The organism is Microseira sp. BLCC-F43 (assembly GCF_041929235.1).
In the GTDB taxonomy this organism is placed as follows: domain Bacteria; phylum Cyanobacteriota; class Cyanobacteriia; order Cyanobacteriales; family Aerosakkonemataceae; genus Microseira.
In genome coordinates this window covers 1-24,929 of the sequence record NZ_JBHFNP010000249.1, presented here as the reverse complement: position 1 = coordinate 24,929, position 24,929 = coordinate 1, and the positions used below count along the sequence as shown (strand labels likewise).

The window sequence follows — 24,929 nt, the reverse complement described above, 5'->3', positions numbered from 1 at the left end:
TAGCCGCATCTCCAATACTGATTGTCATTTCTGGGATGTTGTTCATTTTTGTCTTCTATTAGAGGCTACATCCCATTCTCTCTTCATTTCGGAAGAAATGACAAGAGGTGATAAGAAATTAAGTGACAGTTCCTAGCCCTTCTCTGTAGGCTACCAAACCCGCCCTGCACTCAAGTGCAGGGCTAATAGCTCAAGTCCACTCAAGTGGACTGAAATCCATCTACAGTAGGAATTTAGTCCTCTGAAGAGGACTTGAGCTGTGAGCCAGGGACTTGAGTCCCTGGCGGCGCTTGCGGGTAAGTGCAAGATGTGAGATTAAATAATGCCTACCACATCAGGTTTCTTTTTGCTGACAGACAGTTGGTTCGCTGGTTCTTTGGCAAACTGGCACCGCCGGAACTCAAAAGGCGGATCGGCAGTTCCTACCGCTACGGCAATGCCCAGGTAGAACCGTTCGTCGCAAAGTGCTAACTCGGCGCTGACAAATCGCTCCAAGACGGATTCAACTTGCGCTGGGGTGAGAGATTGTGCTGGGGTGCCCTGAAGCTGTTTGAGTAACTGCTTTAAGGTAATCGGGCTGTCGATCGCATGATATACGCTAGCTTCAGCAGCATTAAATGTCCATACCTTAGAGCGACCCCAGCGCGTGTCTTCAACGAACAATCCGCCATCTGGTGCATAATAATATGTCAGCTGGGGCAGTTTGAGGGCTTCTCGCCAGATGCGAATCCATTCCAGGACTGCCGCCACTACTCCGTCATAAACCTCCGGAGCGAGAGTGTCTTTCCACTGGGCGTCGAAGTAGTAGGCAACGCGGGATAGATTAATGCGATCGCTCGGAAACAGTCCTGCATACCAAGCACTGGGCTGGATATTTTCCATCCAACGCTCCTTGTCGTTAAAGTAGGGACTGAACCGATGGCACTCAATTTTGGGAGAACCCCCCGCAGGCGGCACCAAATGCACGAGTTTCGGAATCCACTCCTCCATTTGCACGTAGTCTTCCTGCCTCTCGCCGGGAAAGCGAATCAGGTTATTCCAGTTGACCAGGATGCCGTACTCCCGACAGCACTTCATGAAGAAGACGTTCTGCAAAGCAGTGGTTCCTTTATTCATCAACCGCAGCAGGTGGTTGGAGAGGCTTTCAATACCCGGTTGTACGCAAGTAATCCTGGCATCCGCCATTGCCTTAATTTGCTCCCGCGTTAGGGTAACTCGCACCTCGTAGAACAGTTGCAAATCCTCGCCAAAAGGCTTTTCTTTGAGAATCGGCAGCAAATCCTGGAAATAGGTGGTTTGGAGGATATTATCCGTAGCGCGGTAGGCACGGGCGATTGGGTAGCGTTTGGCAAAGCTATCGAAGGTACGCAGCACACTCTCGGCGGACTTAGCACGGTAGTTCATGCCATCGCCATTCAAACCGCAGAAAGTACAGTGGCGCTTCTGTCCCCACCAACAACCACGGGAACTTTCATAGGGCAGAAACAGCAGTTGCTGCCACTGGGGGTTATTGACCAAACCCACCGCCGCCGCATCGGTGAAGAAGTCGTCGAAATTCGGCGGGGGTAGCGCGTCGAGGACTTCGGCAGTTACAGGTTGATACGGTGCTGCTATCTTCACTTCGTCGCTGCCATGACGATAGAGGATGCCTTGCAAGCCTTCCGGGGGACGATTTTCTAGGAGTGCCTGGAACAAGGGGACGATAACATCATCGGTTTCGCCCACCGAGACGGCATCGATCCAAGGTATCTTGCGGATCAGCTCGTCACCCATTTCGTCGTGGAAGCAGGCACCGCCGTAAAGCAGCTTAACATCAGGGAACACTTGCTTGAGCAGTCGCCCTAGTGCCAAAGAGGCAATCGTTTGGAAAAAGGTGCAGCTAAAAGCAACTACTTTCACCTCTCCCGCAGCGCGGATGCGTTCCACGCATTCCCACAAGAAAGCGGGTACGACTTGCTGGCGGATGAGGCGCAACCAGGCTTTGGAGTCGGGGACTTTGGGAATCGACCCCAGTTCTTCACCGCACAAATCGATGAATTTGTCAACTGAGAGATCGAACGCTTGCTGCCATGCTTGTTCGGCAAACAGCCACTCGCTCACCTGAGTGTGTACCCCTTTGAACAAGGCGATGTTTTCGTAAGCGCCAAAGCCGATGCGTTGGGCAAAGTGCAAATTGAGGTGATGGACGCGGCAAGGCAAACCAGCCTCAGCGAGCTGCGCTTTAAAAAGTCCCAAGGCTAGGGGGGGATGGGTGATCGAGCCGAAGGGCATGTAGATTAAGTGAATCATAGCCACCTCAAATACCGGGGATGATGGGGATTACGTCGATAGCGCAAGCATCGGCAGCGCAGGCATCCGCCGGACAAGCGTCGATGGCACAAGCGTTGGCACCACAAGCGTTGAGACCACAACCACCGAGGCCTCCGGTATCTGCCCCACAAGCCTCTCCTCCCGACCCCTCTATACCACAGGCGGCTGCACCACAGACGTCTGCGCCACAGCCAGCTGCACCACAGGCGGCTGCACCACAGGCGTCTACGCCACAGGCGGCTCCACCACAGGCATCTGCACCGCAAGCCCCTATACCCCCTACTGCTGCACCACAGGCAGCAACTCCGCTGATACCAGCACCGAGAAAATCCTGACCGCACACCGCTATGCCGGAGGTGGCTGCACCACAGGCCGATACTAGGCTACCGTCAACACCGCATGCGGCTGCGCCACAAGCATCAGCAGCACAAACGTTCGCATACCCTGCTGCTGCGCCACAGGCGGCTGCCCCGCAGATATCGTTGGGGCAAGCCTCTAGACCGCACACGGAAGTCGCGTCAGATTCACTGGGAGTGTTTTGAGGCTTGCTATCGCTGTCTATCCTCCACTTCTCCCAATTGTCAAGCCAGTTCATAGCCCACACATCCCAGCCTTGAATCCCTTGCCTTGCTGAAAGGTACTTGTTCTCTGGAACCGTTTTCAGCGCGATCACATCCCCCTGGCAAACAAAAACGTTACTCCCGGTATTGCCAGCCCGCACGATGGTGAACTTCTGCCTGCTTCCAATCTCAGTTTCGTTGCAAATGACATCATCATTATTAGTGTTGACAGAGAGATACTTTCCTGTATGCTTGTTTTTCAGCGCGATAATATCGCCATAGCTCACGATACCGTTGTACTTGGTATCACCAGCGCGCCAGATCTCGAACATTGTCCAGTCCTCCGAGAAGTTATCCCACTGGTAGACTTTCTCGTCTGGGCCAACCGCCATCCGGCGACTATGATCGGACTTGAAGGAGATGGTGTCTCCAAAGTTGAGGACGTTATTGGGAATGACGACCCCAACAGCTTTAATGATGATACTACAGACTTGGTTATTCGCTAGAAAGTCACCTGGGTAGCTGTATTGACTAAAGTCGGGGACATCTTCATTAAACACCCAACTGCGGCCAGTGAAGTCGTGGTGTTCGTATAGAGTTACCAGCAGACCTGATGGCACTTTCATGGACGAGATTATATCTTTCCAATTGATATCGAAGTCCCCTGTGCCATAGGGTGGAGTGCCTGCTGAACCGCCTATTAGGGCGAGATCGTAGCGTCCAATGCCCAGAATCAGTTTCTTGCCGCTGTAATTTGTGTCTTGATAGAAAGTAGCTACCTCTTCAACCAGAATCGCAGAAGTCTTGTCGTTGAAGTCGTTGTTCGACCAAAGGTCATAATCACCGACAAGCATCCTCTTATCGCCCTTGAAGTCCGCATGCTCGTACATGATTACCCGCACACCTTCGGGGACTCTCACGGAGCTGATCTGATCGTTCCCAAACTCCAGATCCTCGATGTAGTAGGTGCCTAGACCCAGCTCTTGACTTGGCAGATTGAAGTTGTCATTTTTGTATACAGTCGCTTTTTTCTCAAACAAAGCTCCCTCAGGAGCGGGGGTCACTTCGCTCAGAAGCCATTTTTGGTTATCGCCATTTTGACTTTGATACTGCACGATCTCACTTCCCTCTGCCGTTGAGCTACCTGGAACATCGATCACTTTGCTGCTGTTGATGTTCTCAATCCGATAGACTCCCCGATCCAGTTCCACTAGCCGCCATTTTTGATTGTTAGTATTACCCCAATTCCAGGCACCTAGCACGGCTTCGTCCTCAGTACTGCTATGGGGAACTTCCAAGACCCTTTGGTTAGCCACGCATTCGATCTTGCAGGTGCCTTTGAGGTAGTTGTTGCCATTGACGTATTGGCTATTCTCTAATGGGACGATTTTCCACTGCTGCCTTTCGCTTTCCGTCCATTTCTCTTGAGTGATTATTCCATCCGACAGTTGGCTAAGGACTAACTTACTTTTGACAGACGCGATTACATAGATTCGATCAACATTTGGCTTAGCATTGCCTTGATAAAATAAAGGAGAATTCCCGGCATGGTTAACAAGCGGTTTCACTAGGTACTGCATAAAACTCCTCTGTTGAGTAAATGATGTAAGGAATCTCAAAAGTTTTGCCTTGGGGCAAACTACTTGGCTGCCAATGCGTACATGGCTTCCATCTTGTCCGGCAATGCTTGACCGGGTAGGTAAACATCAGCACATAGTTCTGATGGCTCGGTCTTAATCATTTCCCGGTCATAATCATCGGCGGTAATCGCGCCCATCTTCACCGCGCGCAACACCAGTCGTTCCTTGATGTTGTATTTCCAACTCGGACAGGGCAATATTGCTGCTTCGCCACGGGTGTCTTGGGCGTGGATGAATTTGTAAGCACAGGCACCCGAACAGTTGGGCAAAATCTTGCAGTTGCGGCAGGTGTCGTTAACAAAGGGCGTCCAGTCCATCCACTGCTGGGTTTTTTCGTTCTGGACGACTGCCTCGATGTTGAAGATGCTCCCTACCGCGTGTTGAGCAAAAGTCACCGTGTCCCAACACTTGTGGATATCCCCAGTCGGCGTAATCACGAAAGCATTGGGTCGCACCGCCCCACAAACGCCGTGGAACCGGGGCGGATAAGGCAGGGAAGTTAGCCCCTTCTCAAAGGCATACCAGTACAAATCCGCTTCTAAACTGCCATACTGCCGCTTGGTCATGCAGACACTGGCGACGTTGTGGCAACCTTCGGTCATCGCCTCCACGGGAGCAAAGTACATGCGGACAGTCCGGCGGTTGCCAAAACCCATTTCCGCGAGATGGTCGATTAAACTGTGGATTTGGTCGCGGTTGCGGTGGTCGATGTTCACCCGAATCGAGAAGGGTAGGGGTACGCAATCGACAATCTCGCGCAGGTTCTGGGTGATACTGTCAAATGTGGGCTTGCCCGAAAGCAGCACGCGGCGCTGGTCGTGGTCTGAGCGATTCCCGTCCAACGTCACCTGCACCGTTTTCAATCGCCGCACGTACAGCGATTTGGCGACTTCAACGTTGAGTCGATAGCCATTCGTCACCATCATGGCATCGTACTTGATGCCCCGTGCATCGCACAGCCCAATGAAGCGGTCAGAGAGGGTTTCGATAATCTTCAACTGTAGCAAAGGTTCGCCGCCGTACCAGGCAACGTGCAGGTGATTGATTTTGGGGATTGAGCGCTCCACTAGGGCGACAATCGCGTCCTGCACTTCCTGACTCATCACCTGGGTCGGTTTGTTCAGACCCTGAAAGCAGTAATCGCAGCCAAAGTTGCAGGACAGGGTCGGCGCAATCGTAAGAATCATCGCCCGTTCGTTGAAACGATGGGCGTTATATTGCTCCTCCAGCAGCGCCAGTTCATCAACATAGTTGGCGACCAAATAGCCACCGTAGATCAGACTGCGTACTACCGGGTCGGCAAGATTGGCAGCTAAACCATTCGCCAGACGCTGATAGGTTTCTTGTTCGTGATTTTCCCACAATGCAAATCCGCCAGTAAACCCGTTGTAGGCTAGTATGCGACCTTGACGGAGCGGGATAAAAATATTGTATCGGCTTGGTTTCACAGCAATTCTTCCTGTTTCAACAATTTCGGTAACGACTTATAAGCATCCACGGGTTTGGGTTGAATAACTCGAATAACCACAGGCAAACTTAAGACACTCAAATTCTTCGTGCCTCGATCAAAATCAAACAATTGGGTTTTCCAGATAGCCTCTGGGCTACCCGTTTAAAGTGGACAATTCCTAAGTAAGTGGCTGGAATTACACCTCCTTATTCTCATGAGCCACTTTGTTACAACTCAAACCTCAACCAGCACATCCTACTGCGATCGCTAAATTTTCGTCCTGAGCCATAAATTTATCATATTTTGAGCAAAACAATCCAAAAAAAATGATATTTTTGCATTGTTTATTTTTGCTGCTTTTTTGTAAAATAAATTAAAATAATTTAATTTGATTAATTGATTTTGAGGGTAATCGGGTGCGTTCGCGAGTGGGTGCGGTCGGCATATTGCATATTCATGAAGTTATAGAGCAATCCAGTATGAATTAGGTTTGAGGGTGAGAAGGTGCGATCTACTTTGCAGCAGCACTAGCGTCACGCCTCGCGATCGCTTGGTGTTTGATGATATGGCTGGAAAATCAACAGAGCAATCGCAAAAAAGTACAAAACTTACGCAAGGGCGTTGCCAGAAACAAAGGTGAAGACCGTCGTTCGCTAAGGCGAGTGCGTGCGCGGACTTCACCTTGCCCAACTATTTTTCGGATCGCCCTTTGTTTCTTTGCGTAAGTCTTGAAGTATTGCCTATGCCAAGGAGCAATATATCAACCAGCGGCACACACTTTCAGAAATTATTGTTCGCGTTATGGTCGATATCGATCTACAGCATCGTGCCTCTTAGGCCCAACCTGAGCTTATAGTTGGGGTATAATCACCAATAAATAATAACTCAAGTTGCTAGTTATCTCTCTGGGAGCGGCTAATGGCTCAATCAGTATAAAATCCAAGATTAGCAAGCTTGCAATTAGCAATTAGCAACGCCCAAGTTTATAACTAGCAACTTGCGAATAAAATGCTATTAAAAATTACATCGCTCGGGCAAAAATTATATCTGTAGCGTGGTTTATAGCGATAGCGTCAACACTATTACACCTTGTTTAGTGTAGCTGCGTAACTTTCGTGCTAATAGGCAAAATGCCATTAACAATTAACAATTAGCAATTAGCAATTAGCAATTAACCGATATTGATAGTACTAAAGCGCAGATGATATAACTGGTTATATGAAATTATTTCCCTTCTATGCTGTTTTATTGGGGCTGTATAGCGTTACCAACCCGGTAGTTACAGAAAACCCAACCCTTGTTTCTCAAACTCGCGTCGAAGAATTTATCGTTGGCGGAAACGAACCATTTTGGAGCGTGACTATCAACCGCAGCGGCATTATCTATTCCACTCCAGAATCTCCCAACCGCCGCTACCCTTACACCGCACCGCTCTCCGCAGCAGGACGTCCGCCTGACTTAGTGCGAGTCTATCGACTCAACGGTCAACCCAGCGGTTTACTGATAATCAAAAAAGCGGATTCCTGTAGCGATACCATGTCGGATATTGTCTATCCCTACAGCGCAACCCTGATCTTGGGAAATCGGGTGCTGGACGGTTGCGCTCAAAAAAGATAGTTCTGTAACCCAAGTTGCTAGTTACATCCCTAGACAAAGAAACCCGCTTTCTCTGAAAAATCGTCTACTCATCACCTTTGTTTCTGACTGGGGTAAATCGGTAATTGTCAATAGTGCATCCCATTTTAATCCAATTACCAATTAGCTATTAACCATTAGCACTTCCACAGTTTATAACTAGCAACTTGAGTTACTCTAATAAATAACTTCACCAGGGAGGTGAGCCATGTCTGACCTAGTTTTGGTTGCAGGTGCTACAGGCGGTGTTGGGCAATTAACGGTAGCTTTTCTGTTGGAAAAAGGATTTTTGGTGCGCGTCCTCACCCGCAGCTTTCAGAAAGCTCAACAAATGTTCGATAACCAGGTGGAAATTGCCGTTGGCGATATCCGTCAAGCGGAAACACTGCCAAGTGCTGTGCAGAATGTTACCCACATCATCTGCTGTACTGGAACCACTGCTTTTCCCTCCGCTCGATGGGAATTCGATTTGCCACAGAGCAACAAGCTGCAACGCTTGATCGAATGGGGCAAAATCTATTTCAATGCCGACTACCGCAATAGTAAAGCCAGAAATAGCCCTCATCGCGTTGATGCACAAGGAGTCCGCAATCTGGTAGATGCAGCGCCTAAAAACCTGAAGCGGTTTGTTTTTGTATCTTCCTGCGGCATCGAGCGCAAAGATAAACCTCCTTTCAGTCTGCTGAATGGGTTTGGGGTTCTGGATGCCAAACAGCAAGGCGAGCAGGCCATCATCGGTTCCGGATTGCCCTACACTATTATTCGACCGGGACGGCTGATCGATGGCCCTTTCACTTCCTACGACCTCAACACGCTGCTAAAAGCTACCACGGGAGGGAAGCTGGGTGTTGTTATCGGTACGGGAGATAAACTATCTGGTCAGACGAGTCGGATTGACGTAGCTGCTGCTTGTGTCGAATGTCTGAATCACCCAGCAACGGAGGGGAAAACCTTTGAGTTAATCAATGCTGGAAGTAGACCAGATGCGATCGCCTGGACACAACTATTTGCTCAGCTAGCGCCGCCAGCATGACAACTTGCCCGCGATATCCGGCACTTTGGTTCTATATATTGGTAGGGTCTATCTCAAGGGACGAGAAGAACCTACGAAAATCTATCAAGTTGATTTGACAGATGAATAAATAACGCAATTTGCTAATTGCTAATTGCTAATTGCTAATTGCTAATTGGAATTGGCTCGTAATATTGCCTTTTTCCTTCCACGATCCACTAGCAATTTATCATTAGCCATCAGCCATTAGCAACTTGACATGACTTAGCCACGCGGGTCGAAAAACCCCGTTTCTGTGTCAATAGATCGCCTCGAAACCCACGATTTTTCGGAGCGCCCTTAGTTTTTTTGCATAATTCCTGTTGAGTTAAAAATTAATCATAATCCTGGACTTTGCCATCAGGCATAACAGTACCCCGCATCAGCGCGCCAACTAGATTTGCACTACTTAATTCTGCCCTAAAAAAAATAGCATTCGTCAGATTTGCATCGGTTAAATCTGTTCTAGCCAGGTAGGAATCAACCAAGTCAGCATCAGTCAAATTCGCCTCGCGCAAAGAAGCCCGACTTAAATCAGTTCTGGGCAACCTAGCACCACGCAGATTCGCCCGATTCATTTCCGCCTTACTCAAGTTAGCATCCGATAATAATGCACCGCTTAAATTTACTTCGGTCATTTCAGCTTCAGCTAAGGTTGTACGTTCCAATTTGGCATTTGTCAGGTTAGCACCCCGTAGGTTAACTGTGGCTAAGTTAGCTTCAGTGAGATAGACATTAGTTAAATTGGCATAAGCTAGGTTAGCACCGCTTAAATCTACCTCCCGCAGACTAGCATCGGTCAAGTTCGCACCGCTCAAGTCTACCCTCGCCAAATCTGCACCCGCCAAGTTTACACCCCGCATATCGGCTTTATGCAGGTTAGCACCGCGCAATTTAGCACAGTAAATTCTTTTTTCCTCGCGCAAGTTAGCACCCCGCAAACAAGCACCCGTCAGGTTAGCACCGCTCAGATTAGCATTCCGCAGGTCTGCCTCGATTAAATTGGCATCTAGTAAGTTTGCCAAAGTTAGATTGGCACTCCGTATATCTGCACGTTCGAGGCACGCACCGTGCAAATCTGCGTCGCGCAGGTTAGCGCCCATTAAAGCGGCTTGATTTAAGTTTGCACCGCTCAACTTTGAACCAATTAAATTGGCTCTTACCAAATTGGCTCGATTGAGAAATGCCAAAATTAAGTTAGCATTTTGTAAGTTGGCTTCTCTTAAGTTTATCCCAATCAAGTCGGCTCCAAATAAATTGAACCGACCCAGGTTAGCAGCGCCAAAGTTGGTTTCGCCCGCTGCGTATCGCCTCAAAAGTTCATTCGCATCCATTTTGATTCTTCTATCTTATTGATGATTGATATTTGATTGTTAACTTGCTGTTAAATAAGGGTAAAAAGGCTTCATTGCTCGAATAATTACCCCGGCTATTTGCCTGAATTGAGCCGGATCCTCAAGGCATTTCGCCGTACTATTTAGTTGAAATTCTAGCTCGGTAATCGTTTCACAAGCCCGAAACAGCCTCAAAAGCAATTCATCAAGCTCTAGAGCTTTAATCGCTAACCAATCTTGTGGATTATCGAACTCAAACAACTTGCTTTCTACTGTAGAAAAAACAATTATCTTAGCCAAAAGCGGGTTAGTATACTTCATTATCTCCAGACGCAAATCAAAAGTATCGTACTGACGTTTTGGTTCGTTTAGCTGCAATTCTGGTGGCATTGCCGTCGGTTGTTTGGCAGCCAAAAATCTAGTTGAAACGGTATTATGCTGTCGGTTGGATTTGACCAGCGTTGACTCTTCCGTATTTGGGTATAGTTTCCCCAGTTCGCTGATGATTGCATTAGCCACTAACGAATATTCTGCTTGTTTGTTGAGTTGTTTGACCACGCTGTTGAGCGCGACGGTTAGGTGTTCTATCGTTGGGCTGAGATCGAGTAATTCTTTGAGTAAATCTTTTAACCTCAACCTCGCCAGCATCTCTGGGTCATTTTCCCAATATTTTTTACAAGCGCAATAAATTAGCTTTTTCATCCGCGTTAAATTTTCATGCTGTTCTAAGTTTTGAACAACTTGAGCGAGAATAGAATCAGCTGCCATTTTTGCCTCTTAAGGGGATTGAAGTAGAAAATATCAAAGGTTGTGAGTTGCTGTTAACCAAGCTCATCCGTAGACATTTGCACGGCGTCTGGTGAGTCTATCGCTCAAAGGTCGCACTTTTTTTCGCTCCAGAGAAAGTATGACCATATTCTAAGACGAGATCAAGACTCAAGCTAGGGGTGGAGTCCCCACACTCCCACTTTCCTCACCCGCCCCCGCAGTAATAACACAAATAAATAAATAATTAGCATCTATCTGGAGAGATATTTTGATCTACCTTTAGGTATACTTGGCAGAAAGGCGATCGCGCTAACCGTTTAGAGTCACGCCAGGAGAAGCCAAGGATGACCGCTATGGAATTAGAACAACAAGTCACGAAAGTAGCAATGGCGATGATGACCCGCAACAGGTACATCGCGGGAGATATGATTGCCAATTTGAAAAGCCAGATGGCACTGGAAGACGTAGCTGGTGTAGTGCTGATCTCTCTCGAACGGTTACTCTGGTTTGAGACAGAGCTAGTCTGGTGTATAGAAAATTTGATACCGATCGATGTGCGGCAAGAAATCAAAAGAATCATCTCATTCGCGACATACAAACATTGTATAGACAAAGGCTTAGTACCTGGTAAAGATTTTAGTATTGATGCTAATGGGAAACTGCTACGCAACAGCATCCTGTAGGAATATCGTGTCAACAACCCACCGCTAACGCTTCGGGTATAGCGGGGGCTGGCAATACAGTCCTAGTTGACCAGACTCAGGTGGGAACACCTACGTTATCGGTAAGCGTTTAAGTTCGTAGCCTCCAATGGGTAGCTAGTTCTGGGCTTCTACAACTAGAAGATTAAACAGCCATCTGGGAGGCAGTGTGTTTTAGAAAGTACCGACCGATAACATTGTCGCAGCTAACATTACCCCTTAAAAAAGGAGGATCCTTGTGAGCAAAGTGTTCGTTGTAGATACATTCAAACAATCTCGCGACTCTAAACCCACGATTTTTCGTATCACCTTTGTTTTTTTGCGTAAGTCCTGAACTGGTGAAATTCGACACGCAATTGATGCAGAACTCGAATATCTCTGGTGTTCAGTATCAACAAGGAACGCTTGCAGGTTATGAACTGCGCGAGTACCTGTTGGAAGTGCGACCCGTTCGCCATAAACCGGATATCGGGGGACTGGCGGCATAGGTCAATAGTGAGTGCCCCAATCTGACTACGAACCATGACAACTTAGTGCTTATGAGAGTGAAAGTCTCTCGTCACAAACGCAGTGATAAAAGCATCACCCCTACTCAAGAAACTAGCAACTTCTGGGGTAAAGCGGGGTGAAAAGGAGGTAATCAGCAACCTAAGCTGAAATCGCTTCGAGCAAGAATCTATGGATAGCAAAAGCGAAGATGTGACTCAACCATCGTTAGGTATAACCAGCGAAATTAGGTTGATTACGCTGGGAGACCCAAAAGGGCAAGGATAAAGAGGCTGGCGTGTTTCTAAGATGACCAGTATGCGTTCTCAATAAACCCGGTGGATAGCATCATCCTCAAGATTCAATCAATAAGCACTAGGAACGGGATAACGCATCATCACCTCTGAGAAAAGGTCGATTCTCTAAGTAGGTGCTAACCAGATGGTGATGGTGGGCAAGATTGAATCAGAAGCCAAAGCCCTGAGTAACGTCAGGGATAAGCCGACAGATTCACAGTTGTTTGGATTGTAAGTAGTAATGAATAAGTCTAATACAGAGGCAAAAACTACTGTGGAATGGAAGGAGCTTCCTGGGCGCAAGCTAGAGAGGACAACCTTTAAGTTGCAAAAACGCATTTATCAAGCCTCTGGGCGGGGAGATCATCGGACAGTAAAAAGGCTTCAAAAGACCTTGATGAAGTCAAAGTCGGCTAAATGCTTGGCAGTCAGGAAAGTGTCTCAAGAAAATCAGGGCAAGAAAACCGCAGGCGTGGATGGATGCAAACAGCTAAATCCAGCCCAAAGATTAGCCCTAGTTAAAATCCTGAAACTTTCAGGTAAAGCAAGTCCAACCCGTCGGGTCTGGATACCAAAACCTGGAAAAAAGGAAATGAGACCTCTAGGAATACCAACCATCGATGACCGAGGATTACAAGCCATAGTGAAAATGGCATTGGAACCCGAATGGGAAGCTCTCTTTGAGCCAAATTCATTTGGTTTCCGACCCGGACGCTCATGTCATGACGCAATCGAAGCAATCTACGGAGCTATTAAGCAAAAGCCAAAATATGTGCTAGACGCTGACATAGCCCAATGTTTTGACAAAATCAATCATGATGCACTGCTGAAAAAACTAAACACCACACCCAGCATCCGCCGACAAATCAAAAGTTGCCTTAAAGCCAATGTGATGGATGGTGAAACATTCTTCCCAACCCAAGAAGGCACTCCGCAGGGTAATGTGGTTAGCCCGCTCCTGGCGAATATCGCACTTCATGGACTAGAGGAACACCTAATGCAATACGCAGAAACCTTAGATGACAAAAACATCTACCGACGGCAACAAAGCTGGAAAAGTAAGCGAATGGCATTAAGTGTTATCCGCTACGCGGACGACTTTGTGGTTCTACACAAGGAATTAAGAGTCATCCAAGAGTGCCAGCAACTCGTATCGGATTGGCTCAAAGGCATGGGATTGGAACTAAAACCTGAGAAAACAAATGTGTCTCACACTCTATATAAAAAGGATGGAAAACACGGATTCTCATTTCTCGGATTCGCCATCCAACAATATGAAGTTGGGAAACATGCGTCAAAACAAGGGTTTAAAACCATCATCACCCCAGACAAAGAAAAACTGAAAAGCCACATCAAAGAGGTAGGAAAACTCATCCACAAACATCAGGGGTCGTCAAGGGATGCCTTAATCGCAACCCTCAACCCCATTATCCGGGGATGGGCTAATTACTACAAAACGGTTTGCAGCAAGGACATATTCCAGACAGCAGACCATCAAGTCTATCAGCAAATCAGAGGATGGGGAATCTACCGTCACGAAAAGATGGAAAGTGTATGGCACTCCAAACCCGGAATGTCATGGACTTTTGCCACTAAAGACGGGCAACATTGGCAAGCCTTACATAGCGACACCAAAATCACCCGACACATAAAAGTGAAGGGGAACAGAAGCCCGTATGACGGAGATTGGGTCTACTGGAGTACAAGAAGGGTAATCTATTCACAAACCCCTACTCAAGTCGCCAAACTGCTCAAGGAACAAGGGGGACAATGCTCCCACTGTGGTAATTACTTCTCCACAGAAAGCTTGTTAGAAGTTGATCGCATCGACCAAAACCGAAACAACAACAAGCCAAGTAACCTAAGAGCAGTTCATCGGCACTGTCACGATGAAATTCATGCTATGCGGGACTCTAAAGCATGGGATGTAAACAGCAATGATTATCAACCCATCCCCTAATCCTTTCGATGGAAAGAGGTACACATGACAAGTGCCAAACAATTGAGGCGCAGGATGCACCGAAACGGGCATGTCCGGTTTTGCCAGGGAGGATGGGGCAGTGATGCCTCACTCGACCCTACCAAGTGGAACCATCCATGTGCCTACTGCCAAGTTAAAGATGTGCCACTCCAAGTCGAGCATATTCATCCTCGGTCAAAAGGTGGTTCAAATCGAGTTAGCAATCTCGGGACTTACCCAACTTCTCTATATGTAGGGTGCGTTAACCCAGTGTAACGCACCATGTCCACTATATCTGGAGTTCCTGCGTCAGTCCTGAATCTCTGTCTAGGTTGTGAGCCATGTAACACCAAAAAGCGGATTCAAGACATCAGAGATTTTCTAGCTCAAAAACCAGATTTGCTTGCTCAGATACTGTCCCAAGTCAAAAGACCACTAGCTGATATCAGTAAAACTTGCTACCGTTGCGGACACTCTCAAGATATGCCCTTGCATCAAAGAACTTATAGATGTCCCTTTTGCAGTTTAGTGATAGACAGAGACTCAAACTCTGCGCGGAACATACTACTGCGGTACCTTGCGAGGCTAGAGCCACACAAACTGTTATCAGGCAAGCGGTGTACTTGGGTCAAACCAAGTAATCGACACGTTTACACACGTTTAGAAAGGCAGGAAGACAGATGAAACAGCGGGCGTTGCTGTTGGTGAATCCCCATGCGAGGAGGGGAAAAGAAGCTCAAATGCAATCAGTTGAACAATTGCAGGCATTAGAGTTTGAATTGCTCCAAGCATCTGCCGAAAACCCCCAGTATTTACCCCAAATCATCCGCCAGTATCGGCAACAGGTAGATCTGGTTATCATTAGCAGCGGTGACGGTACGGTGAATGCAGCCATCGAAGGCTTGTTAGACACCCAGTTACCTTTAGGAATTTTGCCATCCGGAACGGCTAACAATCTGGCACGCAGCTTGAAAATTCCGCGAAGTCTACCCGCAGCTTGTAAAATAATTGCGGCCGGAAAAATCCGACCCATTGACTTAGGCTCGGTCAATCGCAAATACTTCTTCAATGTAGCCGGATTGGGATTGAGCGCCCAAATCAATCGCCGAGTGCCAAAAGCCTGGAAGCGGCGCTTCGGAGTGCTAGCCTATGCAGCAGTGGCGCTGCAAGTACTTTGGCAAGCTCAACCTTTTGAAGCAGAAATTCGCTGGAATAACCAGTCAACTCAAGTCAAAACCTTTCAGATTACTGTGTGTAACGGTCGCTACTACGGTAGCGGGTTGGTAGTAGCTGAAGACGCCGCAATTGATCACCAAAGACTCGATCTCTACAGCGTTAAAACCCAGCAATGGTGGGAAATGCTCGCCCTACTACCTGCAATTGTGCAAGGGAAAAAAGTACCGGGCGTCCTAACGCTTCAAGGTAAAGAAATTAACATCTATACAAAGGAACCCAACTTAATCGATACCGATGGCGAATTAACCACGACTACCCAGGCTCAATTCCGGGTGATTCCGCGAGCTTTACCCGTTTTTGTCCCCTAAACCGATAATTTCAAAATTTAAGCAATATGCCAAAAAAACGGGCAAATACCGGCAATAATCGCTTATTTATACCATTAGATAGATTAAACATCCCTAAAAATCAGTAGAAAAAATGGCAATTTGCGGGGAATACTAGAAATAGAGCATGGCTATGGAGGCCACCTAATGACTACTTACGTTCCCTTTGAAACCGCCCTTCAAATGCTGGCAGTTGCCTATGTCGTTTCAGCTGTCGTGTTACTCGCAGCTTCCTACATCGGTTGGGCAGTCATTGAAACTTGGGAGGAAACGCGCAAATTTTGACCCAAAAATTTAATTATTTTGTTGGGATCGCCCAGTGAAACGCGATCGCCTAAATGCCTTACTATTTGTAAACGGTTGCATCTGGCATTCTGGCTCGTTTCAACTTTTCCATTTTTCAGGTTAGTTATATTCAATTTGGCGCGGTGAGAACCGCATTCGCAGAGTAGGGAATTGCTCAAGTTCGCTCCCCTCATTTGAGCAATAAATAGGTCTTATATACCCTCACCTCCCAACCCCCTCTCCCATCCAGGGAGAGGGGTAAAGATTACAGGACTTACGCAAACACCAAAGTTTCTATGAAAAATCGTCTACGAAGAAACCCGGTTTCTGGGTTCTTCGGCGTCAGTCCTGGATTACCCAATCGTAGGAAGGACTTTGTTTGGCAAGCGTTCGGTAGGAATACCCGTCAGCGCGCGCTGCGGTTCCCCTAGCATCACTAACGAGCAATTCAGTTGTTGTACCAATTGAGTTGTTAAATCGCTAATTGCCAAACCCCCCGCAGTCCGTCGCCGTTTTGAGCGCAAGATAATTAAATCGGTAGATTGGGATGCATTTAAAATCGCTCTGACGATATCTTCGTGGGGAACAATTTGAATATCGAAATTACTTTGGGGTGCCCATTTGGAGGCGAGTAAAGCGAGTTGGGATTCGGTCCAGGCGCGTTTGCTCGTGGTAGTGTTGCCAAGTGCGCTATCGCGCACCGCTTCGCTAACCCATACATGCAATAACGTCACCTGCGCCTGATTCGCCTGGGCTAAAATTTGAGCAAACCGCACCGGACGCACCGCCTCAGGGGTAAGGTTTTCAATTGGCACCAAAATGCGTTGTATCTGAGTCGGCGACAACAGCAAGCGCGTCAGGGCAACCGGACAGTGAGACGTCCACAAAACATTATCAATAACATTGCCAAACAAGCGAGCGCGAAAACCCGTTCTTTGACCCCATCCCATCACAATTAAACTGGCATTTTGTTCGCGACTAGCGCGACTAATTCCTTGGGCAATATTATCGTCAATTCGCAATAGCGGTTCTGCCTCTACACCCAATTCTCGACTCAGTTCTGTTGCCCTTGTAAGTAACGCCTCACCCCGCTGGAGTGCAACTTCCAAATGGGGTGCATCCATATGCGCGTGGGCGGTTGCCACTGATAGCGGTACAATTCGACCTTGTTCGTGTCGCGCTAACAATGCCGCCATTTCTATCAAATATCGCTGGGTTCGAGGATTATAAACTGGAACCACAACGGTAAACGAACTCGATTTTTGTTTCTCTCCCCCATCTGGAGAAGTTGAATCGGGTTCTAAATTTGTTTCTGGTACGCTCAAACCCGGTGCAACTCGACTCGTAATTAGTGGCCCAAGAGTTGCCGTTACTAACATTAAAACTATAACGCTGTTTAATAGCGCTTCAGTCAGCAATCCGGCGCGATATCCTACTAACGTTGCAGCCAAAGTAGCCGCTACTTGGGGTAACGACAGCGACCACATAGTTAGCATTTCCTGCCAGTTATAGCGGTAAATAAATTTAGCAAACAAAGCGGCTAAAAATTTACTGCCGATTAAACCCACCACAACTGCTAAGGTGAGCCAAATCGATGCAATACTTTTCACAAAAGCTGGAATATCGATCAGCAGTCCCATATCCACAAAGAAAATCGGAATAAATAGGACGCTACCCACAAAAACCACCTTTTCTTTGACCGGCCCCTCCCCCACCGCATCATTCACTGCCAATCCGGCTAAGAAAGCTCCGACAATTTTTTCTACCCCAATTAATTGCGCCCCCAAAGCTGCGAGGAAAACCGCCATCAGCACGAATAAAAATTGATTCCCCTCATTGTCTCCAGAGCGACGAAAAAATTGTCTTCCCGCCCAATCAAAGCCAAATAAAATAATAGCCGAGTATACAACCAACATCCCCAATAAAGTAAATAGCTTAAATAGGGTAAAGTTACCTGCATGAATGCCGATACAAACAGCTAGTACTAATAAAGCGCCAACATCGGTAAAAATAGTAGCGCCAATCGTGACTATAACGGCTTCGTTTCCCACAACCCCTAAGCGACTGACAATCGGATATGCTAACAGCGTGTGGGAGGCAAACAGCGAGCCAATTAAAATGGAAGCGTTCCAGCCAAAATTAAATATCCGCCCCACAATTGTCCCAAATATCAAGGGAATTATAAACGTTAAGAAACCAAACCCAGCCGAGCGATGTTTCGTTCGCCGGAATTGTGCCATATCCACTTCTAGTCCGGCGACAAACATCAGGTAAACTAACCCAATATCTGATAGCAGCCGCATCGTCGGTAATTTATTGTGAAGTAAATTTAACCCGTTAGGGCCAAGAATTACACCTGCTGCTAGCAAACCGACTAATCCCGGTAATCGCAGTTTCTCAAATAAAGGAGGTACGGTTAAAATCACCGCTAGCAAAATAGCGAAGGGGACAAGGGGTTCGTGGAGAACTTCTAATACGGATTCCATCGGTTAAAGCCAGAGGGTCGCTACTCTACGAAAAAAAGGGTATAACTTAAAAAATTAAACTCGCTTACCAATTTTTATGCTATTCCCCTGCGGATAGATTTAATTCACTCTATTTTTTTATCTTCGCTTGCTAAAATTTTCAATTTACTTCTAAATAATGATAGACTTTTTGCTAAAAATATGCTATAAATTATGGTTTTTCCACCCCAGCATTGCCATTAGCAATTAGCAATTAGCAATTAGCAATTACCAATTAGCAATTAGCAAAATATAGTTGCGATCGCTCTAAAAATGCACCTGACTCAAAACTATCCGCAAGCGGTCATAATCATCTTTGAGCAGCGTACTCAACGTGCGTCCTGCCTGGACTAACCAAGCGCGATCCGCCTTTCTCAGTTGATAAACTTCGCGAATCGCCGCCGCAGCAAGCGCCTCTACGGGTGCGCCCTTCACCTGCAATAAAGTTCGCAGAAAATCTAACTTTTCGCTAAATTTAACCACTTCTTCCGGTTGGCAACGGTACACCGCTTGATGCACTTGGGGAGGACGAGGCGGTAGATGTTGGTAAATAACAGGCGTTCCGTCGGCAGGTGGTTGATATCCTACAATTGAAGCGCGAAATTCGGTTTTGAGCATGGCAAAAATTTGGGGTTGTTCTTCGCGCAGATCCTGTAACGACAACCCCAAAGCGCGTGCGCGGTGAATCGTGTCAATCGGGCAGGTGGTAGCGTGATAAACGATCGCATAAATTTGATTGCCCGATTCTTCATCCCTTGCCCTCACCAAACTCCCAAAAGGCGGCATAGTGGGAAAGCTAAGCGTATCGGGTTCTAGGCATTGGGCTAAAAATTCAGTCGTCGCAGTTTCGATCACCTCCGCGATGTGGTCGGGGTGGCGATCGCTTACAGTAAATTGTGGCAGAGGAAGGCGCATAAACTTTGGTAATGGGTAATAGGTAATGGGTAATGGGTAATGACAAACAATTTACCAATTACCCATTACCTATTACCTACTTAGCTTTTTTCCGACCAGCAGTAGCATCAACCAATTCTAATTCAGAGAGTCGGAAAGTAATCAGCTTATCCCAGTTGCCCCCTTCAAAAAGTACGGCAGCTTTACCATCGCTGACTCGTTGAACTAACCCTTGGAAGCCGTAGTAAGTATCGTCGATATTTTTGACTTTCACCGCTGAACCGGGCAGAAACATGATTGATTCCTCTTGTCGTTGCTTCTATTAGCTTACAATCAGTGCTGGGCTAATTGCTAATCGCTAATTGCTAATTGCTAATTGCTAATCGCTAATCGCTAATCGCTAATCGCTAATTGTTTAACCACCCATTACCCATTAGCCATTAGCCATTACCCATTAGCCATTAGCCATTACCCATTAGCCATTACCCATTAGCCATTACCCATTAGCCATTACCCATTAGCCAAACACTAATATCTCTTTCGCGGTCGATGGTTTGCCACAGATTCTATCAGACCCAGAGCCAGAAAGTTTTTCAGCAGCGCCGAGCGACCGTAACTCAACCAAGGGAGGGGAATACCCGTCACGGGTGCTAAACCGATCGTCATGCCGATATTAATCGTTACTTGAAACACGATCAAGCTCAAAAAGCCAATCGCCAATAAAGAGCCAAAATCATCTTTAGCCCTCGTAGCAATCATTACCAAGCGGAGGCAGATAATCCAAAAGGCTATCAAGACAAAAACGCAGCCAGCAAAACCCAATTCTTCGCCAATGGCTGAGAAGATAAAGTCTGTATGTTGTTCTGGGATAAAGTGCAGCTGAGTTTGAGTCCCCTGGTTCAGACCTCGTCCCCACAACTGTCCGGCACCGATGGCGATGCGGGATTGAATAATGTGATAACCACTTCCCTGGGGGTCTATTTCAGGGTTAAAGAATGAAATTAAGCGGTTTTTTTGATAGGTTTTCAACAATCCCCAAACAATGTGTCCCAATTCCCCTGCAACTAAATTCATCACCAAAGTGCCGCCCACTCCATACAAACGCCAAGGGAGAGTGCGCCAAGCGATGAAAATTGTAATTGCTGCCCAAGCAATCCATCCGTGGAAATAGGCGCTAAACAGAATCACCGACACCAAGGGAGAAACTAACAGCAATAACCATCCGGGGTTGGCATTAGCCCAGTAAAGCATTGAGAGGGTAATCGCGCCAAATACTAGCGACGATCCCAAGTCTGGTTGGATAAATACTAAAAACCAGGGTACGGCAGCGATCGCTAAAACTCTCATAACATCCGGTATTGTCGCCGCCGAATGCTTGTGCAGAATTGCCGCCAAAGTAATAATCAACCCTAATTTGGCAAATTCTGAAGGTTGAATGTTGAATCCACCCAGGGTAATCCAACTTTGGGCACCGTTGACCGTTGTACCGATAATCAATACCACAATCAGGGAAACGTTCGTTATCCCATAAGTGACCCAATGCCAATCTAGTAGTTTCTCGTATCGCCAGCAAGCAATCAAAAGTGCTACCGCCAAACCAATTCCACCGATTAGCCAATGCTGCCACCATTCTGTTACGGCGCGGGTTAACTCGGTGCTGCGGATCATCATGCCGCCCAAAACAGTCAGCGCAGCGGGCAAGATCAATAGCCAGCCGTCGATTCCCTGCCAAGGCATCAACCAAGTCTTGAAGCGGGATTGGGTCTGCGATCTTAACATAGTGTCATTTGGTCATTGGTCATTGGTCATTGGTCATTAGCAAGTTATATCGTGTCTGGTCGATTACCCGTAGGTGAAGTACCCCACCCCTAACGGCGGATGGGGCTTCCTGTTTCAACGGTCAATGCCAGGTTAGGGACTTCCGAAGAAGTTCGTACCGAGTACGATGATGGTCTTACTTGTCCTCTAGAGGTTTGCCCACGCAAAGCCTAACTCTCGTAGTAGATTGCTCTACTACCCAGGCAGCAACCCTGCTTCCCAAGGAGGTTGAGTTTTGTTCCCACAACGTCTGATGGATTTCTGCAATAGCGACCAGCGGGAGACGTTCTTTCTCTGATCTCTGCTGTTTCTGCGGCAAGCATCTTACTGCTACGCCAGGAATTAGCCTGTATGTTCCAGACACTCAGACGGGTACTCGACCAATACAATATTTACCAGAGATTGGCGCTCTTGCGCCGTCGCTATCCATCCCCACCGCTAACGGCGGATGGGGAATTGGGCGAGATTAGTTAAAACCGACGCACCCGATGCAACGGACGGGTCGAGATTTTTATTCTGGGCGAGCGAGCAGATTTGATCTGACAAAGGACTATTGACATCCACCCCGTCCTAAAGGACGAGGATTCCTAAACCTCACGATTTAGGTTTCTGCTTCGTAGCACCTGCCTTCCGAGATTTACTCTCTTCGGGTCTTAGGGTCGCTCCACAGACTGACACGGTGTGTCCCACCGCCAAGATATTACAAGCCGCATTCACATCACGATCGTGGTGACTTCCACAAGCTTTACAATCCCACTCACGAACATTCAACGGCAAGCGATCGACAACGTGACCACAATTTCCACAGCGTTTACTACTAGGAAACCACTGGTCAATTTTGACGAGGGTTCGACCGTACCACTCGCATTTATATTCCAGTTGTCTGACCATTTCACCCCATCCAGCATCAGAGATAGAACGGGCGAGTTTATGGTTCTTGACCATGTTTTTAACAGCAAGCGACTCTACCGCGATCGTTTGATTTTCACGAATCAGGCGAGTAGTCAACTTGTGCAAATGGTCTTTTCTGGAATTAGAAATCTGCTGCCCAATCCGAGCAACTTTCACCCGTGCTTTGTCTCGGTTACGCGATCCCTTCTCCTTGCGACTCAGGGATTTTTGCGCTCGTTTCAGCCGTTTGTAATGGCGGTTAAAGTGCTTGGGGTTAGCGATCTTCTCGCCTGTACTGAGCGTAACCAGGCTACTGATCCCGGCATCCAATCCAACCGATTGAGCAACGGGTTCAAGCTTCAGGGTTCGCGGATCATCAAACCGAATGCTGATGTACCACTGACCAGACGGATTAAGCCGAACTGTAACGGTAGAAGGCTCAGCCCCTTCAGGCAATTGTCTAGACCATCGGATATCCAAAGGTTCAGAGCATTTAGCCAGAAACATTTTGCCGTCTTTCCACTTGAAAGCGGATTTGGTAAATTCTGCACTGCCGCCATTGCGCTTCTTTTTGAAGTTGGGATATTTCGCAAGGGTTCGCAAAGAAATTGGTGAAAGCGGTTTGCAGATGTCTCTAGCCCTGCTGCAAGGGAACACAGCTAACCTCATTGAGAAACTGAAGCTCATCCTCCTGTTTCCACGCTCGTCAGCATGGAAGAGGTTTGAGCATAGCCGATTCTCTCCTGTCTTTCGTACCATCCTGCCGTCCTTGCAGCAAGGGCACGATTGTAGACAAGCCGGACACATCCTAGAGTCCGTCTCAGTAGCGACTCCTGATCTTGTGTGGGGTAGAACCGATAGCTAAATGCCTTTTCCATGCCTCACATTCTAGCATTTCAAATGTAAAGCCCTGCTAAAGCACGGGGTAAGAGACCCAAATTTTCGATGACTGGTGACTCTCATCCAAGCTACTTGTCGGTGAACTTTAATTATGCTAATGCAGCAACGGAAACTTTACCAGCGATCCGAAAAGCAATTTCCTTCAACGCCTTAGCAGAAGCGCTTTCGGGTTGAGAGATCGTAATCGGTACGCCCACATCGCCGCCAACTCGCACGGGAATTTCCAACGGTACGCACCCTAGCAACGGGACACCCAGTTCTTTGGATGTTTTTTCGCCGCCGCCAGACCCAAAAATGTCGTATTGTCGGTCTGGCATGTCTGGGGGAATAAAATAACTCATGTTTTCTACAATTCCCAATACGGGCACGCCCATCTGCTGGAACATTTTTAAGCCTTTGCGCGCGTCCAGCAACGCCACATTTTGCGGAGTCGTCACGATCGCAGCACCTGCCATCGGCACGGCTTGAATTAAGGTTAATTGGGCATCTCCGGTTCCTGGGGGCAAGTCTACCACCAAATAATCCAATTCGCCCCACTGTACCTGGTAGAGAAATTGGCGGATAATGCCGTTGAGCATCGGCCCGCGCCAAATTACCGGCTGATCCTTGTCAATCAAAAAGCCCATCGACACCATTTTGACGCCGTGATTAAAAGCCGGTGCCAAAACTTCCCCAGCAGCGCCTTGCTGTACCATGACTTGGGCGTTTTCTAGCCCCAACATCGTGGGTACGTTTGGCCCATAAATATCCGCATCGAGCATCCCCACTTTAGCGCCTGAGTTCGCTAAAGCCACGGCAACGTTCACGGCGACGGTGGTTTTACCCACGCCTCCTTTACCGCTGGAAATCGCGATGATATTCTTCACGCCCGGAATTCCTTGGCGATTTGGTAAATCTTTTTGTTTCGGAGTTTCTGCCGTCACGTCAACGACCACATCCGTTATCCCAGGCAGTTGCCGGACGGCTTTCTGACAATCTTCAACGATAAATTCCCGTAACGGACAGGCAGGGGTAGTCAGCACGAGGGTAAAGCTGACGTTACCGCCGTCAATTTTGACATTACGGATCATATTTAATTCGACCAAACTCTTGCGGAGTTCGGGGTCTTGCACGGGTCGCAAGACATCTAAAACCGAGGTGACATCAACAGTAGCAGACATTGTGTTCTCCACCTGGACTGCATTGACGCAGGCAGGCTAATAATTTCGGGTTGATAAAATCTTAACGTTGGGCGGGTTCCCATTGATAGTTGCCGCCAGTCAAAGACAAAAATCTCAGAACTCTCAATATCTGACACCAAATTGCAATTAAGTGATGGGGGTTTGGGGGCTATAAGTTCCGCGGGAACCCGCTGCTTGAGCGTCGGGATACATGAACCCCCAAGGCGACTGAGTGGGGGTCGAACCCCCCTCAGTCGCCAATCAGCGTATAAACTCCCGAACAACATCGGTTTTGGTTCGTTTCGTTCGCTTGCAGTAGCGCTCTAGAATCTTCAAGTCTTCCGCTGTAACTCTTACTGTCTGTGAACTTTGCTGTCATTTGTACCAATTTTAGTCGTACGATGAATTCTATCAGCTAACCACTGACCAGATTGAGAGTGAAAGTCAGAAAAGTCGGGACCTCCAAACTCTGGGGACGGTACTGAACCAATACAACTCAAGTTATGGGGTGAAATAAGGCTGATACACCCTGACCAAAAGGTAAGCAGGTAGGTTGCTTCAGTGTAGATGGGGGCAACAGAGGGACAAAAACCCTGCCGGAATAGTAGATGGAACCCACATCAGTCCCAGGTCAAGTACGTGAAACACGGGTTTTCCCTACGGGTTCTCTAGGGAGGTCGATTCCTAGAGTAGGCTAACCGCAAGCAAGGCACAACTACCCAGA

General features: G+C 47.6%; 20 protein-coding genes and 2 pseudogenes. 10 read left to right on the top strand and 12 right to left on the bottom strand.

Translation table 11 applies throughout. From position 1 onward, the window contains the following. Nucleotides 1-315 precede the first annotated feature (315 nt). From ACE1CM_RS33695 to ACE1CM_RS33680, 4 genes are read right to left on the bottom strand one after another with little or no spacing between them, the layout of a single operon-like run. Nucleotides 316-2,289 (bottom strand): RiPP maturation radical SAM C-methyltransferase, encoded by a 1,974-nt coding sequence (locus tag ACE1CM_RS33695; RefSeq protein WP_374883238.1) that lies wholly within the window; start codon nt 2,287-2,289, stop codon nt 316-318. Nucleotides 2,290-2,296: 7 nt separating this feature from the next. Continuing rightward, nucleotides 2,297-4,450, bottom strand: coding sequence for a Cys-every-fifth RiPP peptide CefA (locus tag ACE1CM_RS33690; protein ID WP_374883237.1), 2,154 nt, complete (start codon nt 4,448-4,450; stop codon nt 2,297-2,299). Between the two features lie 59 nt (nt 4,451-4,509). Further along, complete coding sequence (locus tag ACE1CM_RS33685; RefSeq protein ID WP_374883236.1) at nt 4,510-5,958, bottom strand: TIGR04463 family radical SAM/SPASM RiPP maturase; 1,449 nt, start codon at nt 5,956-5,958, stop codon at nt 4,510-4,512. Next, nucleotides 5,955-6,089 carry a hypothetical protein gene (locus tag ACE1CM_RS33680; protein ID WP_374883234.1) on the bottom strand — a complete coding sequence of 45 codons (135 nt, stop codon included), beginning with the start codon at nt 6,087-6,089 and terminating at the stop codon, nt 5,955-5,957. The genes ACE1CM_RS33685 and ACE1CM_RS33680 overlap by 4 nt, the downstream gene beginning before the upstream one ends. Before the next feature lie 1,089 nt (nt 6,090-7,178). Between ACE1CM_RS33680 and ACE1CM_RS33675 the strand changes: the two genes are divergently transcribed. Further along, the gene (locus ACE1CM_RS33675; protein ID WP_374883233.1) at nt 7,179-7,577 is read left to right on the top strand and encodes a COG3650 family protein; all 399 of its coding nucleotides are present in this window, start codon (nt 7,179-7,181) and stop codon (nt 7,575-7,577) included. Between the two features lie 226 nt (nt 7,578-7,803). Next, complete coding sequence (locus ACE1CM_RS33670; protein WP_374883232.1) at nt 7,804-8,628, top strand: SDR family oxidoreductase; 825 nt, start codon at nt 7,804-7,806, stop codon at nt 8,626-8,628. A gap of 353 nt (nt 8,629-8,981) precedes the next feature. On the opposite strand, the gene ACE1CM_RS33665 is transcribed toward ACE1CM_RS33670, so the two are convergent. Then, complete coding sequence (locus ACE1CM_RS33665; protein ID WP_374883231.1) at nt 8,982-9,980, bottom strand: pentapeptide repeat-containing protein; 999 nt, start codon at nt 9,978-9,980, stop codon at nt 8,982-8,984. 39 nt (nt 9,981-10,019) lie between these two features. Further along, the gene (locus ACE1CM_RS33660; RefSeq protein WP_374883230.1) at nt 10,020-10,748 is read right to left on the bottom strand and encodes a hypothetical protein; all 729 of its coding nucleotides are present in this window, start codon (nt 10,746-10,748) and stop codon (nt 10,020-10,022) included. A gap of 353 nt (nt 10,749-11,101) precedes the next feature. Here ACE1CM_RS33660 and ACE1CM_RS33655 point away from each other — a divergent pair, with 353 nt between their 5' ends. The 7 genes and pseudogenes from ACE1CM_RS33655 (at nt 11,102) to ACE1CM_RS33625 (ending at nt 16,038) form a co-directional block, all read left to right on the top strand. Continuing rightward, nucleotides 11,102-11,431 carry a hypothetical protein gene (locus tag ACE1CM_RS33655; RefSeq protein ID WP_374883229.1) on the top strand — a complete coding sequence of 110 codons (330 nt, stop codon included), beginning with the start codon at nt 11,102-11,104 and terminating at the stop codon, nt 11,429-11,431. A gap of 341 nt (nt 11,432-11,772) precedes the next feature. Continuing rightward, nucleotides 11,773-11,889 (top strand): annotated as a pseudogene (locus ACE1CM_RS33650) (RRXRR domain-containing protein); the annotation flags it as partial. A 583-nt stretch (nt 11,890-12,472) separates the two neighbouring features. After that, nucleotides 12,473-14,191 carry a group II intron reverse transcriptase/maturase gene (gene ltrA, locus ACE1CM_RS33645; RefSeq protein ID WP_374883228.1) on the top strand — a complete coding sequence of 573 codons (1,719 nt, stop codon included), beginning with the start codon at nt 12,473-12,475 and terminating at the stop codon, nt 14,189-14,191. A gap of 24 nt (nt 14,192-14,215) precedes the next feature. Continuing rightward, complete coding sequence (locus ACE1CM_RS33640; RefSeq protein WP_374883227.1) at nt 14,216-14,467, top strand: HNH endonuclease; 252 nt, start codon at nt 14,216-14,218, stop codon at nt 14,465-14,467. Nucleotides 14,468-14,473: 6 nt separating this feature from the next. Next, on the top strand, nt 14,474-14,875 hold the full coding sequence (locus tag ACE1CM_RS33635; RefSeq protein ID WP_374883226.1) for a zinc ribbon domain-containing protein: 402 nt from the start codon (nt 14,474-14,476) through the stop codon (nt 14,873-14,875). Continuing rightward, entirely contained in the window at nt 14,872-15,735 is an 864-nt protein-coding gene (locus tag ACE1CM_RS33630) for a lipid kinase (RefSeq protein WP_374883225.1), read from the top strand. The genes ACE1CM_RS33635 and ACE1CM_RS33630 overlap by 4 nt, the downstream gene beginning before the upstream one ends. 165 nt (nt 15,736-15,900) lie before the next feature. Next, nucleotides 15,901-16,038 (top strand): hypothetical protein, encoded by a 138-nt coding sequence (locus ACE1CM_RS33625; RefSeq protein WP_226585006.1) that lies wholly within the window; start codon nt 15,901-15,903, stop codon nt 16,036-16,038. 353 nt (nt 16,039-16,391) lie between these two features. Here the strand turns inward: ACE1CM_RS33625 and ACE1CM_RS33620 are convergent, their stop codons facing one another. The 4 genes from ACE1CM_RS33620 to rodA form a co-directional block, all read right to left on the bottom strand. Continuing rightward, complete coding sequence (locus ACE1CM_RS33620) at nt 16,392-18,524, bottom strand: cation:proton antiporter (RefSeq protein ID WP_374883224.1); 2,133 nt, start codon at nt 18,522-18,524, stop codon at nt 16,392-16,394. Between the two features lie 285 nt (nt 18,525-18,809). Further along, nucleotides 18,810-19,457: an HAS-barrel domain-containing protein gene (locus ACE1CM_RS33615; protein ID WP_374883223.1), complete on the bottom strand. Its 648-nt coding sequence runs from the start codon at nt 19,455-19,457 to the stop codon at nt 18,810-18,812. A gap of 76 nt (nt 19,458-19,533) precedes the next feature. Continuing rightward, the gene (locus tag ACE1CM_RS33610) at nt 19,534-19,731 is read right to left on the bottom strand and encodes an NAD(P)H dehydrogenase subunit NdhS (protein WP_226585008.1); all 198 of its coding nucleotides are present in this window, start codon (nt 19,729-19,731) and stop codon (nt 19,534-19,536) included. 233 nt (nt 19,732-19,964) lie between these two features. Continuing rightward, nucleotides 19,965-21,215, bottom strand: a complete 1,251-nt coding sequence (gene rodA / locus ACE1CM_RS33605) for a rod shape-determining protein RodA (RefSeq protein WP_374883222.1) — start codon at nt 21,213-21,215, stop codon at nt 19,965-19,967. A gap of 390 nt (nt 21,216-21,605) precedes the next feature. Between rodA and ACE1CM_RS33600 the strand changes: the two genes are divergently transcribed. Continuing rightward, on the top strand, nt 21,606-21,728 hold the full coding sequence (locus tag ACE1CM_RS33600; protein WP_374883221.1) for a hypothetical protein: 123 nt from the start codon (nt 21,606-21,608) through the stop codon (nt 21,726-21,728). Nucleotides 21,729-21,848: 120 nt separating this feature from the next. Here ACE1CM_RS33600 and ACE1CM_RS33595 read toward each other — a convergent pair. Both ACE1CM_RS33595 and ACE1CM_RS33590 read right to left on the bottom strand, forming a co-directional pair. Beyond that, nucleotides 21,849-23,023: pseudogene (locus tag ACE1CM_RS33595) on the bottom strand (RNA-guided endonuclease InsQ/TnpB family protein). Between the two features lie 111 nt (nt 23,024-23,134). Continuing rightward, nucleotides 23,135-24,205, bottom strand: a complete 1,071-nt coding sequence (locus ACE1CM_RS33590; RefSeq protein WP_374883220.1) for an Mrp/NBP35 family ATP-binding protein — start codon at nt 24,203-24,205, stop codon at nt 23,135-23,137. Nucleotides 24,206-24,929 lie beyond the last annotated feature (724 nt).